At 41.7% G+C, this 13,704-nt stretch carries 16 protein-coding genes; 11 read left to right on the top strand and 5 right to left on the bottom strand.

Features of this window, described 5'->3' with window-relative positions; translation table 11 throughout:
- Positions 1–12 precede the first annotated feature (12 nt).
- From WKT08_RS06710 to WKT08_RS06675, 8 genes are all read left to right on the top strand, one after another.
- Complete coding sequence (locus WKT08_RS06710) at positions 13–1,101, top strand: hypothetical protein (RefSeq protein WP_225305913.1); 1,089 nt, start codon at positions 13–15, stop codon at positions 1,099–1,101.
- Positions 1,102–1,152: 51 nt separating this feature from the next.
- Complete coding sequence (locus WKT08_RS06705) at positions 1,153–1,698, top strand: hypothetical protein (protein WP_023919203.1); 546 nt, start codon at positions 1,153–1,155, stop codon at positions 1,696–1,698.
- Positions 1,699–1,735: 37 nt separating this feature from the next.
- Positions 1,736–2,653 (top strand): hypothetical protein, encoded by a 918-nt coding sequence (locus tag WKT08_RS06700; protein WP_225305912.1) that lies wholly within the window; start codon positions 1,736–1,738, stop codon positions 2,651–2,653.
- 94 nt (positions 2,654–2,747) lie between these two features.
- Positions 2,748–3,416 carry a DUF443 domain-containing protein gene (locus tag WKT08_RS06695; protein ID WP_023919199.1) on the top strand — a complete coding sequence of 223 codons (669 nt, stop codon included), beginning with the start codon at positions 2,748–2,750 and terminating at the stop codon, positions 3,414–3,416.
- 1 nt (position 3,417) lies between these two features.
- Positions 3,418–4,005 (top strand): hypothetical protein, encoded by a 588-nt coding sequence (locus WKT08_RS06690; RefSeq protein ID WP_340280960.1) that lies wholly within the window; start codon positions 3,418–3,420, stop codon positions 4,003–4,005.
- A 109-nt stretch (positions 4,006–4,114) separates the two neighbouring features.
- The gene (locus WKT08_RS06685) at positions 4,115–4,810 is read left to right on the top strand and encodes an AzlC family ABC transporter permease (RefSeq protein ID WP_023919195.1); all 696 of its coding nucleotides are present in this window, start codon (positions 4,115–4,117) and stop codon (positions 4,808–4,810) included.
- Positions 4,797–5,123, top strand: a complete 327-nt coding sequence (locus tag WKT08_RS06680; RefSeq protein ID WP_023919193.1) for an AzlD domain-containing protein — start codon at positions 4,797–4,799, stop codon at positions 5,121–5,123. Before WKT08_RS06685 ends, WKT08_RS06680 begins: the two co-directional genes overlap by 14 nt.
- Positions 5,124–5,224: 101 nt before the next feature.
- Positions 5,225–5,887 carry a hypothetical protein gene (locus WKT08_RS06675; RefSeq protein ID WP_070665650.1) on the top strand — a complete coding sequence of 221 codons (663 nt, stop codon included), beginning with the start codon at positions 5,225–5,227 and terminating at the stop codon, positions 5,885–5,887.
- 36 nt (positions 5,888–5,923) lie between these two features.
- On the opposite strand, the gene WKT08_RS06670 is transcribed toward WKT08_RS06675, so the two are convergent.
- From WKT08_RS06670 to larA, 5 genes are all read right to left on the bottom strand, one after another.
- Positions 5,924–7,096, bottom strand: coding sequence for a BaiN/RdsA family NAD(P)/FAD-dependent oxidoreductase (locus WKT08_RS06670; RefSeq protein WP_340280956.1), 1,173 nt, complete (start codon positions 7,094–7,096; stop codon positions 5,924–5,926).
- Positions 7,097–7,234: 138 nt separating this feature from the next.
- The gene (gene larD / locus WKT08_RS06665; protein ID WP_049489294.1) at positions 7,235–7,948 is read right to left on the bottom strand and encodes a D/L-lactic acid transporter LarD; all 714 of its coding nucleotides are present in this window, start codon (positions 7,946–7,948) and stop codon (positions 7,235–7,237) included.
- Positions 7,949–7,968: 20 nt separating this feature from the next.
- Positions 7,969–9,258, bottom strand: coding sequence for a nickel pincer cofactor biosynthesis protein LarC (gene larC, locus WKT08_RS06660; RefSeq protein ID WP_340280952.1), 1,290 nt, complete (start codon positions 9,256–9,258; stop codon positions 7,969–7,971).
- On the bottom strand, positions 9,258–10,025 hold the full coding sequence (gene larB, locus WKT08_RS06655) for a nickel pincer cofactor biosynthesis protein LarB (protein WP_023919185.1): 768 nt from the start codon (positions 10,023–10,025) through the stop codon (positions 9,258–9,260). The genes larC and larB overlap by 1 nt, the downstream gene beginning before the upstream one ends.
- An 8-nt stretch (positions 10,026–10,033) precedes the next feature.
- Positions 10,034–11,308 (bottom strand): nickel-dependent lactate racemase, encoded by a 1,275-nt coding sequence (gene larA, locus WKT08_RS06650; RefSeq protein WP_049489292.1) that lies wholly within the window; start codon positions 11,306–11,308, stop codon positions 10,034–10,036.
- 161 nt (positions 11,309–11,469) lie between these two features.
- Between larA and WKT08_RS06645 the strand changes: the two genes are divergently transcribed.
- Genes WKT08_RS06645 through WKT08_RS06635 form a run of 3 tightly spaced genes read left to right on the top strand, consistent with a single transcriptional unit; the run spans position 11,470 to position 13,513 of the window.
- Complete coding sequence (locus tag WKT08_RS06645) at positions 11,470–12,135, top strand: Crp/Fnr family transcriptional regulator (RefSeq protein WP_070594487.1); 666 nt, start codon at positions 11,470–11,472, stop codon at positions 12,133–12,135.
- A 1-nt stretch (position 12,136) separates the two neighbouring features.
- Positions 12,137–12,985: an ATP-dependent sacrificial sulfur transferase LarE gene (gene larE, locus WKT08_RS06640; RefSeq protein WP_070665645.1), complete on the top strand. Its 849-nt coding sequence runs from the start codon at positions 12,137–12,139 to the stop codon at positions 12,983–12,985.
- Between the two features lie 3 nt (positions 12,986–12,988).
- Positions 12,989–13,513, top strand: coding sequence for a DUF924 family protein (locus WKT08_RS06635; RefSeq protein ID WP_049471959.1), 525 nt, complete (start codon positions 12,989–12,991; stop codon positions 13,511–13,513).
- Positions 13,514–13,704: the final 191 nt, after the last annotated feature.

The raw sequence follows: 13,704 nt of genomic DNA, 5'->3' as shown, positions 1-13,704 counted from the left end.
AGCCAATTGGATGTGCAAGGTCCAATGGCTTTTTTGCTGGAATCTCACCAACTAGTAGCGGATTTGCGAGGTGAAAGAAAATTCGGTATGATAGAAGGAATGAAACTGAGGTGGAAGAGAATAGATATGAAGAAAGAGAAGAGCTATAAATATAGAATTGGTACGATTCTTGTCTTTGCTGTCTGTTTGCTACTGGTTGCAGGATGTGAATCAAAAAAGAAAATTGAAAAAAGTGACAAAGATAAAGAGTCTTACGAATTCTCGGTCTATAATGCGAAATCTGATATTAAAGACTTTCAATTTATCCATGCAAAAAATGGGCTTGTGGTCGAATGGAAGTTTGATGAAAAAGAACGGAAGAAATCTTTGAAGTCTCCTGATTCATCAGATTGGGTTGAGGTGAACTCTAATTATTTGGTTAGACAAAGGAACAGAGTAAGAGGTATTATTCCATCGAAAAAAATGAAATCAGATGAATTTGCCCATTTAGAGATTTATGATTTGACAGGGAGTAAGGCGAAACGAAAGGAAGTCGATCTTTGGAAGATGATGGTGGAGTATGTAAAAAACGATGATTTTGAGCTCTATAGTCCTTTCCCTACTCTTCGAAAAATGAATGGGAATGACTACGCTATCATTAAAATTATGAAGCAAACTCAGTCACGTTATTTCTTGCTTAATCTTAAAACCCTTAAAATCGATAAAGAAATAACGGAAGAAGAAGTTAATGAGAAAAATAGAGTGTATCTCTCCATTTCTACCCGTAAAGGCTACACTGCTGGAGTTCTTCCGTTTGATAATTATTTTTGGAAGGAAAAATCTTTCAAAGGGGATATCAATTTAAGAGCATCTTATCCGACAGCATTTAAACTCTTTTCAAAACCAGAAGGTTTTGCGTATAAAGTGATCAATTCTGAGAATGGTGCCATTACGAATGGAAAAGAATTGATAGATCTTGAATCAGAATTTCTTAAATTAGGTTCTTCTGTGTACGATCATGCTTACCTACCTAAAGAACTGAGTATAGAAAATAAGGATACGAAAATCTCTCAGTTCGACGAGATTCAAAAGTATTATAACGGTAAATCTTTTTCATATTGATACTGAGAGAATTTTTAGAAAACATACAAGGAGAGTGAAAAAGAGGTTGTTATGCAAACAATGATTAATTTAGGAATATGGGAGAACAAGAATTTCCATTTTGATTGGGAGGAAAAAGTCATACTAGAAGAGACATCTTCTCCTAACTACTGGTCTTATGTACTGCTCCCTATTACATTATTTATTATCAACAAAATTTCGGATGGATTAGCGGAGGCTGGAATATTTGACAATCAGTTGGTACGACTTGGAACGATTCCAATTTTAGGTGTCTTCTCCTACTTTCTTGCGGCGTGGATCATTCGATATTACCATGCGAGTCTGAAATTACAGCCATCCAAGTTAGAGGAGGATCAAGGAAAAAAATTGATCAGGTCCTTGAAGAGACGAAGGGTGTACTTCACCTGTATCCTTAATCTTTTTAGACTCCTAACTGTAGCCGCGATTCTTTTGTTTGTGATTGGCAATGAAACCATTGCAGTCCTCTTTTTGCTCATTAGTTTTTTAGTGATATTTATGTTTAAATTTGATTACCAATTATCCAAATGGCCTTATATGATAGAGATCATATCTCAAGAAGTGGAAAATGGTAAGTAAGAAAATCTCTGATGGTCAAGAGGATTTTGAAAAGTAGGTGGATGTATTGAAAAAAATTTTAAGTTTGAAACTGGTTTTCATATTGGGTGTTATAGTTGGTTTGGTGTTTTATTTTAAACCTTCAGAGACTAAGAAAAAACCTATCGAAAAGAGACCTAGCTCAACAAAAATCATTCATGAAGGGAATCTCAAGGATGTTCAGCTATTTGGTGAGAAAAATCAATTTGTTTTGAGTAAGGATCTGACCTTGGTTGATGGGAAGTATCTGGTTGGTTTTGACTATGTAAAAACCGATGACAGAATAAAATGGGAGTATGTCGGATTCCGATATTACGAGATTGACAATCATTTTAAAGAAACAACCGTAAATGCTTTAGATGAGATTCGTAAGACAGCACCAAAAGCCTTTATTTATGATTATCAAATAAATGTTAATAGTGGAGTAAGTGTTGTAGATCTAATCTATTTTGATTCTCGTAGCGCAATGGAACGTAGTATTGGAAATGGGAAAAATATTTATTACAAGTTGGATGAACAGAAATACTATAGCAAATATGCCATCCCAGAGGGCAGTGCAGTTAAGGAAAAAATAATAGACTATACAAATTTAATGGAATTAATCGATAAGAATACCGGTTTTGACCTTCAAGCAGGATTTAAATTTCAGAAACAGGCTAAGAATGTAAATACAGATATCAATTTATTTGTAATTTATCCGGAATTCAAAGAGAAAATGTTGAGTGGTGAGTACTGGATTGAACCTAGATTACAGTTGTTAAGTAGTAAGGAATGGTTTGATACTCTTCTTCACTGGTTTGCACCTAAAGGACAGGACACCTTACCTGGTGTAAAAATTGAAGCTCGGTACTCAATAGATGGTCAAGAACATGAAATTCGTTCTTATGATGAGTTTAAACAATACTACAATGGAAAAGGTGGTGAATTGGCTGAGTAAAGCCTCATCTGGAAGGTTGGGAGAAGAAAGCTGGATTTGATCAGGTTAGTACCGTCTAGGACGCTATGTTGAAAGCATGTAGGAAGTAAATAGGATGTTAGAATATAAAGAAACAAGTATTTTCTGTCACCAACTGGTAGAGTACAATGGCAAAAAATTTCTGTTAGATGCTAGTACCATGAAGCCTAAGCTCTATTATTGGGGGATGCCAACGGAAGCTATCACTGTTGAGATGATGGAAGTAAATAAAAAAGTTGAAATTCCAGGCACACCCATCAATAAAATAAAAGGAGGGACAGCAGCCATTATAGTCCAGCCATTTGTTGGAGTGGTTTATAGACTCTTACAAAATCTATTCAGTGAGTATGATATTAGTCAGCAAATTTTTCTAAAGATGGTCTTATTCATGGTTGCCATGCTTATATCTTTTGCGTTCTTTCGATTTTCTATAGCAAAGGCTCGTAAAAAAGTTAAGAATCTATTTCCTACAGCGAGGAAGAGATACAGGGTGACTTTCAAGCCGATACCAGAAAGAAAGCAAATTTTTGATGCCCATCTATTAAATGTTGTCTTACTGGCCTGTTTAGCCATGTATTTATTCAACAATAATGGACAAGAGGGGATCTTTTTGGTGATAGGCGGTATTCTTACGGCTTTTCTATTGACCTTTGAATTTGGTAAAGTTCCAGTTCTTTTAGGAGCTAAAACAGGGAATTTACAGTTTGATAGTGTAGAAGAGATAGTCATCGAAAAAAGTAACTAGAATGAAATGGACAAGAAAAAGGAGTAGAAATGATGAAAAAACGATCGTTTTGTTAGTAGCGCTTCTATCATTAACAGCATGCGTCCAGTCTCGACAGGAATCAAAAGATTCTTCGCAGAGCAAAACGGAGCAGATTTCAAAAGAGTCTTCAACTATTAAAAATGAAAAAGGCTTGCAGTTTGTGGTGGGACCACAGTATGAAGGAAAAGAATCAAATGTAATTGAATTAGGGAAGAAATTAACCAAGGAACATCCAGAACTTGGAAATAAAGGAAGCCTATCGATCAACTATACTGGAGCAACTTTCTCATCTAATCAACAAGAATATGCCGTTTTTCTATTGATTAACAAAGCTGGATTTCAAATTGATAAGGATTTTGACTTTTCATTAAATTGGAAATATGATGGGCAATTCATTTATCAACATCAACGGATTGGCTATAAAATTAGTGACAGTGGAGCATTGCCGGATCAATCTGCTACGATTTTGATCTTGCCAATATCCAGCGAGCAAAAACAAATTGTCGAGAGCATGACACAAGAAGAAAAGATGTCATTAGAGATGTCGGATTTAAAAGTGAATCATTAGGGGAGAGATAGAAATATATCGAGGCTTATCCATTCTCTCTCATTGGTCCCTTTTCAACTTTTTTTCTTGTGTTATAATAGAGGTCAATGATTCAGAAAGGAGTGAGAGAGTGGAAAAAGATTTTTGGCAGGGGGTGAGGGACGCGCTACCGACTGCTTTGGGCTATATCAGTATTGGCCTAGCTTGCGGTGTGGTGGCGTCTCCCTATCTTTCTCCTTTGGAGATGGCCTTGATGAGTGTCTTGGTCTATGCTGGGGCAGCTCAGTTTGCGATGCTCTCTCTGATTGCGGCCCACTCTTCGATTCTGAATATGGCCTTGACGGTGTGTTTGATCAATCTCCGGAATATGTTGATGAGTCTGCATACGTCCACGGATTTTAAGGATGCGAGCCTTGCTCATACCATTGGGATTGGAAGTCTCCTGACCGATGAGAGTTATGGGGTCTACTTGAGTGAGAAGTTAAAGACGGATACCATTACAGTTCCTTGGATGCATGGGAACAATCTAGTAGGCTATGTGGCTTGGATCAGTGCGACGGTTATCGGAACAGCTCTGGGATCTCTCCTACCTGATCCAAAGGCTTTTGGGCTTGATTTTGCCTTAGTGGCTATGTTTATTGGGATTTTTGCAGCCCAGTTTCAAGGAATGCAACTAACAGAAAAGACCAAGACCATGCTCATGGTGCTGTTAGCAGTAGCAGTGAGTTTCTTTCTCTTACTCTTTTTTGTTTCGCAACCTCTAGCAGTGTTAGCTGCGACCTTGATCGGCTGTTTTGTGGGGGTGGTCTGTGATGCGCGTGAATAGTTATATCTTCATGGCCATTCTGGCCTCAGCCCTCGTTACCTGGATTCCTCGGATCTTGCCCTTCCTCTTAGTCAAATACAAGGGACTGCCGGCTCCTGTGACCCGCTTTCTCAAATACCTGCCCATTTCCATTATCTTTGCCTTGGTTTTATCAAGCTTAGTAGATGGAAAAATTGGAAGCCTCCCGCAGTTTCACTGGTTGGACCTAGTAGTGACCATTCCCAGTCTCTTTGTCGCCTTTCGTTACAAAAACCTTATGGGAACCGTTTTGTTTGGAATTGTCTTGATCGCCCTATTGCGATTGGTGTTTTAAATGGAAAAATATGTTACAAAAAAATTACAATTGTTACAAAAAACTTGATTTTTGTAACAATTGGAGTATAATGGAAGTCAGAAAGATAAAGAGGTGATCGTATGAAAAAATCAATCTTCCGTTGGAGTGCCGCTGTTCTGGTGGCTGCTTCACTTGGTCTAGCTCTCGGTGGTTGTGGTGCTAAGGATAAAAAAACAGCTTCCTCATCCGAAAAAGCATCTACCAGCAAGGTAGAGAAAAAAGCCAAAAGTAATAGCAAAAAGAGTGCGGCATCTTCCTCTCAGGCAAACGATACAGCTAGCTCTTCGACTCAAGCCAGTAGCGCGACAGCTGCAAAAGACTCTAGTAAGACTGACAATGCGTCTACTACGACGCAAGCTACTGTCCCTGCAGAACTGGTGGGAACTTGGGTAGGATCTAGCCCACAAGCGGATGCGATTAAAATGACAGTGGATGCCAATGGAGATGTGACAACAGTGGTTAGCTTCAAAAATGATAGCGAACCAACTCGGACAGCTACCTATACAGCAAGAGCAGTAAAAGCAACAGGCAATATCTACTATTGGGAGTCAGAAGGATTGGATGGAGCTGATGCCTTGCTTCCTGGGATCACAGGGCTAGGTGTAGCCAACTTCCGACTGGAGCCAGGTTTTGTCTTAGAAGAAGGACACTATACCCCGATTGTTTTCACAGCGCCTGTCAATACAGAATTTGACTACACCAAATACAATGATTTCCGTTTTTCATTAACCAAAGAACAATAAAAAGACGAACTCGATGGAAAATCGAGTTCGTTTTTTTTAATAATGAAGGCTCCCTGCTACCCAACCGGTACAGAGGGCGGCTGTAATATTAAAACCGCCTGTATGGGCATTGATATCGAGGACTTCTCCTGCAAAGTGGAGTCCAGGAACGAGCTTGCTTTCTAGGGTTTTAGGATTGATTTCTTTGAGGCTGACACCACCCTTGGTCACAAAGGACTTGGCTAGTGACATCTTCCCAGTGACGGGGATGGGCAGCTCTTTGATCTTTTGAATGAGCTCTTCTGTCTGAGGAGGAGTGAGTTGCTTGGCTTTTTCAGGGAATCCTTGCGCCAAGAAATCAGCTAGGCGTTCAGGAAGCAGGGCTTTGAGGCTATTTTTAATGGCCTTTTCTCGATGCTCTTCTAGAAAGTCTTTTAACTCTTGAGAAGAGGTAGTCGGAAGGAGGTCCAGAGATAAGATTTCCCCACCTTTAACAAAGCTAGACATCCGAAGGGCTGCAGGACCAGAGAGTCCAAAATGGGTAAAGAGAAGGTCGTGTGTGATGATGTGTTTGCCGTAGCTGAGGGTCACATCTGTCAGAGAGATCCCTTGGAGGGCCTTGTGTGGAAAATCTGTCAAAAGAGGACTTTCTGCCGCTTCTAGATCCGTAATGCTATGTTTGAAGTGGCGGGCGATTTCGTGTCCGTAACCAGTAGAGCCGGTAGAAGGGTAGGATTTGCCTCCAGTCGTAACGATCAGCTTATCGGCTGTCCAAGTGTTTTCAGCTGATTTGATGATGAAGACGTCTTCTGGCTTGGTGACAGAGACCACTTCACAGTTGGTGGCAATACTAGCACCTAGCTCAAGGATCTTATTTTCTAAAGCTTGAATAATGGTGCGAGATTGATCACTAACAGGAAAGACCCGACCATGGTCTTCGACTTTTAGCTTTACCCCATTATCGGTGAAAAATTGGATGATATCATGATTATCAAATTGGGAAAACACACTGTAAAGGAAACGGCCATTTCCAGGGATACCGGCCATCAAATCGTCTAAGGTCCCGTTGTTCGTGACATTACAGCGGCCTCCTCCGGTACCAGCAAGTTTCTTACCCAGCTTTTTATTTTTTTCGATCAGTAGCGTAGGTTGGCCATAAGAGGCGCTGGCAATGGTCGCCATCATACCTGCTGGGCCACCACCGATGACAATGGTGTGAAAATGAGTCATGTCGTTCTTCCTTCTTTTGTTTCTTTCATGATTTGCTTTGTCCATTATATCATTTTATGGACGGCTTCGGAAAATGAAGGAATCAAAAAAACAAGCACCCTTCGATGCTTGCTTTTGAATGATTCTTCGATCAACTTATTACATGATTCCAAGGAAGTAACGGATGAAGAAGAAGGCAAGGACAGCACCAACAAATGGAGCAGTACCTGGTACAAGAAGACCATATTGCCAGTCGTTGTTTACTTTATCTTTGATTGGCAAGATTTGGTAAGCGAAACGAGGTCCAAGGTCACGCGCTTGGTTCATCGCGAAACCTGTAGTACCACCAAGACCCATACCGATAGCCCAAACGATCAAACCAACAGTGAATGGAAGCATTGCTTCGTTGGCGTGTTCAGCAGCCATGATAGATGTCAAGAAGATAAATGTTGCGAACGCTTCGACGAAGTAGTTACGTGGAAGGTTACGGCAGTTAGGGTTAGTTGAGAAGATGTTACGGATAGCAACACCATCAATTTGACCTTCAGAAATCTTGAAGTGGTCTGCGTACATAAAGTAAGCAATGACTGCACCAAGGAAGGCACCGATCATTTCAGCGATTGCAATTGGGAAGAATTGAGCGATTGTCAATTTACCAAGAAGGACTTTCAGCAAAGCCATAGCAGGGTTCATTGAAACGCCACCAAAGACGAACAAGCAGACAGTGATACCGAATGCCCATGTAGTGATCGCGAATAAGTGTCCAGTTCCAGCATATTTTGTTTTCTTCAAAACGTCGTCACAGTGTACGCCAACCCCGAAGATAATCATCAAAGCTGTACTCATAACTTCTGCAAGTAATTGATGTGTCATGTTAATTAATGTCTCCTAAATTAATAAATGTATTTTTGTAATTGGTGATAAACTTCTTGAATCGGCAACTGCATCTCCGTAGCAATACGCTGACAGTCTTCGTATTCAAGTGTTTTTTTAGTGGTAGATCCGTACTGGTTAATTTTTACCGTAACGGGTCCAAATTCCGTATCGATTTGTTCAAATCGACGTTGCATGACCTTTCGGTCGACTTGTTGGTATCGAAAACCAATGGTACTGGTTTCTTTGAACAAGAGGGCTGAAAAATCTTCCAACTGACTTCCTTGAATCAAGAGAATCAATTCAAAGCCAGGGCGATTCTTTTTCATAACGACGCTACGATAGTAGACATCTAAAGCTCCAGCGTCCAGGAAACGGTGGATAATATAACCGAGTTGCTCTGGTGTTTGATCATCGATCGTAGTGGTGATCTCAATAATTTGATCTTCCGTGCGATGAACAACAGTGGTGCTGTGAGAGGTGTCTTCTTTCAATAGCGAACCGCGTAAAGCATTGAATTTTCCAGTCTCTCTTTTACCAAATCCATAGCCCACACTTTCGATGGAAAGGTGAGAGGGGATTGGTTCAAAGATTGGTGACAATGCTTTAAGGAGGGCTAACCCTGTCGGAGTAATCAACTCCGTTTTAACTGTGAAGTCTTGAGTAATCGGAATAGTCGTTCCTTTTCTCAACTGCATCACAGCGGGAACCGGAACAGGCATTTCTCCATGGGCAACTGAAATAGTCCCACTTCCCTCAGTGAGAGGAGTAGAGTAAACTGTATCGATACCGAGCGATTCCACTAGGATGAAAAAGCTAACGATATCGACGATGGAGTCAATTGCACCAATTTCATGGAAATGAATCTGTTCGACAGGCATGTTATGCACAGCTGCTTCGGCCTTTGCGATATCAAGAAAGACTTCAAGACTCTTTTCTTTCACAAAAGGACTCAACTGTGAAGCGGCAATCAGATCGTGGATATCCGCATAACTGCGAGCATCCGCGTGGGAATGGTGATGATGATGTTCGTGATCGTGATGGTGTTCATGATCGTGATGATGTTCATGATCGTGATCAAAATCACCTTCAATCCCCGTATCTTTCTCCCCGTGGTGAAGGTGAACATCAAAATCAGTTCCCCAAATTGCGCTCTTTGCGACGCGATGAACGTGGAGGTGGAAACCATCCACTCCCAGTTTCTCGAGTTCTGTGTGAAGAAGCTCGACATCTGCCCCAAGGTCCACAAGAAGACCATTGAGCATATCGCCACTTATTCCAGAAAAAGGTTCTAAAAATAGACTGGTCATCAGTTTTCCTTTCGATTGTGGTTGAGTCGATTGATCATACATGCTGAATAAGCTGCACCAAATCCGTTATCAATGTTGACGACCGTTACGCCAGAAGCGCAAGAGGTCAACATACTCATCAAGGTTGTTAGCCCTTGAAGGTTGCTTCCGTATCCAATGCTGGTCGGAACGGCAATAACGGGAACATCCACAAGACCTCCTACAACACTAACAAGAGCTCCTTCCATACCGGCAATCACGATGATCACACTGGCTTTTTGGATCTCTTCTAAGCGATTGAAGAGGCGATGGATGCCGGCGACTCCCACATCATAGATTCGGCGAACCGAATGGCCAAAGGTTTCTGCAGTGACTGCAGCTTCTTCTGCAACAGGAACATCACTTGTCCCTGCTGTGACGACCGCAATGTAGTGTTCAGGATCGGCTTCTTCCTTTTTAGAGTTGAGAACGAAGCAGCGGGCTTCCGGATAATAGTGGCCAGTCGGAAAGCGCTGAGAAAGAGCCTCTCCCTTTTGGAGAGAGACTCTTGTTGTGAGGATCGGCAATTCTTTCTGTGAAAGAAATTGCAGGATTCCTTCAATTTGCTCAACTGTCTTTCCTTCGCCGTATACGACTTCAGGGAAGCCGTTGCGACGTTGCCGGTCAGTATCAATTGCTGCATACCCTAGCTCTTTAACCCCGTTGATTTGCTCCAGCGCATCCTCAACGGAGAGATGGCCCGCTTGCAAAGAACGGAGTGTTTGTTCTAGATTGGGTTGAAAATCCATGTTTGATTCTATTCAACAACGACAGAAAGTCCGTCGCGGATAACAGTTACTTTAGCATCTTTTCCTTCACGAGCAAAGGCTTTTTCAAGCGCTTCGTCAAATGAAGTTGCAAGTTCCATATGCATACCTTTGATCAATTCAGGATCTACAAGGTCAGATACAAAGATAACATGGTGGTGTACCAAAATACGTGCCAAGATTTGAGAAGTCCATTGGTCTGGGACAGTCTCTAAACGAGGTGTATTGATGGCTTGTTCCAAGAATTCTTTTGGATCTTCTACGTCAGCAAGGTTGCGATAGAAACCTTCTCCACCGTGACCGTCTGCACATCCAGCTACCATGATGATTGTTCCGCCTTCTTTGTTAGAAGCTTCGGCTGCAGTCATCCCTTTAACAGCTTGGTAGATGTTTTGGTCAAGTGGGAAACCACCGTTTGTTGAAATTGTGATGTCGCTTTCGATCTTAGACACACGTGCCAAGTCTGCAACGAAGTCACAACCAACTTTGTGGGCTTCAACCATGTCCCCAGCGAAAGATCCGATGATGTGTTTTTCGCCGTCCAATACAACGTTGACGATGAAGGCCAAGTTTGCAGTGCGAGCAGCGTAAAGCATATCTTCGTGGATTGGGTTGTGGTCAAGGTTACCAGTACGTGCCTTATCAGAATTGATGAAGTCACCTGAGTGGTTCGCCATGATAGTTTTGTATGATGCGATACCTGGAAGGACTGATTTACGTCCACCTGAGAAACCAGCAAAGAAGTGAGATTCGATGAATCCTTCTGCTATCAACAAGTCAGCTTCAGCAGCGATCTTATTGATGATACAATCACCACCTGAAGGAAGTTGACCGATTTTCACCATGTCATCGTCGTTTGTTGAAATGTGCATAACGATTTCTTCATTGTCAACGATTTCTTGGCCGTATTTATTGATCAATTCTTCACGAGTTGAAGGACGGTGGAAACCAGTAGCAACCAAGATACGCACGCGTGCATCAGGGTTAACTGAGCGAATACGACGCAAAATGATTGGAGTGATGATGTGAGAAGGAACGGGACGAGTGTGGTCAGAACTGATCAACACGATGTCTTTTTTGCCTTTAGCAAGTTCTTCCAAAGTAGGGCTGCCGATAGGGTTGTCCATTGAACGTTCAACAGTTTCTTCTTCAGACAGTGGGTTATGGAAGTTTTCCGCCTTAGACTCTAACAATCCTGCAAAGTTTTCATCTGGAATCTTTGCAACAATCGATTTTTTGTCGTACGGTAATTTAATTTCTACCATTATTTGCGATCTCCTTTATTAATACTGATACTTATAGTATAATTCTTTTTAAAAAGAGGTGTGCACCAATTGATGTCAACAAATGTTAACGTCGTTCGTTTTGAACAGGTGTATCATTAGTGTGACTTCTATGAAGAGCCAAAACAGGAGGAAAAACGCGCGTGGATTCAGCATTTTTAGTGAAATTCTTGGAAGAGAGGCGAACGCCCATTATCAAGAAAAAATACCACAGCTACCTCTCTTATCGCGGGATTAAAGAGGACTATATCTATATTTTAAAAGAAGGGGTTGTCAAGACCAGTGTCATCATGCGTGATGGTCGAGAATTTAACTTTTCCTATTTAAAAGCGACCGATATTGTATCCTTGTTACGGGATGAGGTATCCAATTATACGGACTCGCCTTTTAACGTGCGCGTCGAGACAGCTGAGGCTAGTTTTTACCGGATTCCTCGGGTCAAGTTCTGGACCTTTGTCAAAGAGAAAAAGGAACTGCAAGATTACGTACGGGATTATTATCGCAATAAACTGTCTGAGAGTATGGAATCCCAGCAGTACATGATGATGAATGGGAAAAAAGGCGCAGTTTGTTTTCACCTACAAAAGCTGTGCAGTTTGTTTGGGGTAGAGCAGGACGATGGTATCTTGATTGATTTTAATATTACCAATGAAGATATTGCTGGTTTTTGTGGGATCTCAACCCGAAACAGTGTCAACCGCATACTGAACGAATTAAAGCGGGAGGGAGTTTTAGACATTCGACAGCAAAAGATCGTTATTTTGGACATCGAACGAATTGAAGAATTTATTGGAAGGGAAACATTCTAACATGGCAACAGAAGCACAAATCAGAAAAGAAAAAGAAGAAAAATTACAAGATATTTTGCGGGAAATCGGAAAAGTAGCCGTTACCTATTCAGGTGGGATTGACAGCTCTTATCTCTTGAAGGTGGCCTTGGATACCTTGGGACCTGACAATGTTATTGCGGCCGTCGTGAACTCTGAGATGTTTTCAAATGAAGAATTCGATCTAGCGCTCGACTTGGCCGATCAGCTAGGAGCACCTGTGCTTGGACTGGAAATGAGAGAATTGAGTGATCCACGGATTGCTGCCAATACGCCCAATATTTGGTATTACACCAAACAATTGATGTACCAAACTATTAAGGATTCAGTTACAGAACTGGGCTTTAAGCAATTGGTAGACGGCAATATTATGGATGATATCGACGATTTTCGCCCTGGTATCAAGGCTCGGGACGAAGCGGGTGTCCGCAGTGTCTTGCAAGAAGCCGGCCTCTATAAGACAGAAATTCGTCAATTGGCCAAGGAAAGAGGGGTCTCCAATTGGAATAAGGTGCCATCTTGTAGCGTTGCCTCACGCTTCCCATACGGAGTGAAAATCACTTCAGAAAATGTACAACGGGTTTTTGAAGGGGAAGAGTTCCTTGTAGGACTTGGCTTTGAGCAAGTCCGTGTGCGTGTGCATGGAGACTTGGCGCGCATCGAAGTGGAAGAAGACCATCTGCTTAAAGCCATCCAACTGCATGACAAGATCAATGACTACATGAAAAAAATCGGATTTACCTATGTAGCCTTGGATTTGGCTGGATATAAGTACGGCCGGATGAATGATGCATTGGATGAAAAAACAAAAGAAAAAATTATGGCAGGTTAAGCAATGAAGGAAGTGATAAGGTTCTGGTTCGAAGAGTTGAAGCCAGAGGATTGGTTCAAAAAATCAGAAGCACTGGATCAAGAAATGCGGGAGCGCTTTGAGGAACTTTATTGGAAGGCCAGTCGTGGGGAATTGTTTCACTGGCGGGCTACGGCAGAAGGGCGTTTAGCAGAGATTTTGCTCTTGGACCAAATTCCTCGCAATATTTTTCGAGGGACTGCCCAAGCTTTTGCGACAGATTCCCTGGCCTTGGTCTTGGCCCAAGAAGGCCTAACACAAGCTCAAGAATTACCAGTTGTACAAAGAGGCTTTTTCTACATGCCCTTTATGCATTCGGAATCTTTAACCATTCATGAAGAAGCTCTGCGCCTATTTGATCAACCGGGCTTAGAAAAGCGTTTGAAGTATGAGAAGATGCACATGGACATTCTTCAACAATTTGGGCGTTATCCACATCGGAATGCCATCTTAGGACGGCCTTCGACCAAGGAAGAAGAGGAGTATTTGAAAGAACATTCTGGCTTTTAAGGGAAGATGAGGCCCACAGATTTCAAAACTCTTTTCTCTCTTCATGAAATTGCCTGAAACAGCAGGCATGATGTCAGAGTTCCCTCACCTAGGCTTTTCCAAGCGTCTAAAAAATGGTATAATGAACTGTAAATTTCACAATTTGGAAGGAATGTTATTGCTATGATGAATATGCAAGACTTAATTTAAGA

Origin of the sequence: Streptococcus sp. HCA-5024 (genome assembly GCF_037890265.1) — a bacterium.
In the GTDB taxonomy this organism is placed as follows: Bacteria; Bacillota; Bacilli; order Lactobacillales; family Streptococcaceae; genus Streptococcus; species Streptococcus lingualis.
Note: the sequence above shows the minus strand (reverse complement) of the source record. Positions and strands in the feature narration are given on the sequence as shown.

What these genes read in the sequence shown, in the direction of transcription:
- WKT08_RS06635 (WP_049471959.1), top strand. Translation starts at nt 12,989, where the DNA reads ATGAAGGAAGTGATAAGGTTCTGGTTCGAAGAGTTGAAGCCAGAGGAT.
- WKT08_RS06680 (WP_023919193.1), top strand. Translation starts at nt 4,797, where the DNA reads ATGCGCGTGAATAGTTATATCTTCATGGCCATTCTGGCCTCAGCCCTC.
- WKT08_RS06690 (WP_340280960.1), top strand. Translation starts at nt 3,418, where the DNA reads ATGAAATGGACAAGAAAAAGGAGTAGAAATGATGAAAAAACGATCGTT.
- larC (WP_340280952.1), bottom strand. Translation starts at nt 9,258, where the DNA reads ATGACCAGTCTATTTTTAGAACCTTTTTCTGGAATAAGTGGCGATATG.
- WKT08_RS06695 (WP_023919199.1), top strand. Translation starts at nt 2,748, where the DNA reads ATGTTAGAATATAAAGAAACAAGTATTTTCTGTCACCAACTGGTAGAG.
- larA (WP_049489292.1), bottom strand. Translation starts at nt 11,308, where the DNA reads ATGGTAGAAATTAAATTACCGTACGACAAAAAATCGATTGTTGCAAAG.
- larB (WP_023919185.1), bottom strand. Translation starts at nt 10,025, where the DNA reads ATGGATTTTCAACCCAATCTAGAACAAACACTCCGTTCTTTGCAAGCG.
- WKT08_RS06705 (WP_023919203.1), top strand. Translation starts at nt 1,153, where the DNA reads ATGCAAACAATGATTAATTTAGGAATATGGGAGAACAAGAATTTCCAT.
- WKT08_RS06670 (WP_340280956.1), bottom strand. Translation starts at nt 7,096, where the DNA reads ATGACTCATTTTCACACCATTGTCATCGGTGGTGGCCCAGCAGGTATG.
- larD (WP_049489294.1), bottom strand. Translation starts at nt 7,948, where the DNA reads ATGACACATCAATTACTTGCAGAAGTTATGAGTACAGCTTTGATGATT.
- larE (WP_070665645.1), top strand. Translation starts at nt 12,137, where the DNA reads ATGGCAACAGAAGCACAAATCAGAAAAGAAAAAGAAGAAAAATTACAA.
- WKT08_RS06675 (WP_070665650.1), top strand. Translation starts at nt 5,225, where the DNA reads ATGAAAAAATCAATCTTCCGTTGGAGTGCCGCTGTTCTGGTGGCTGCT.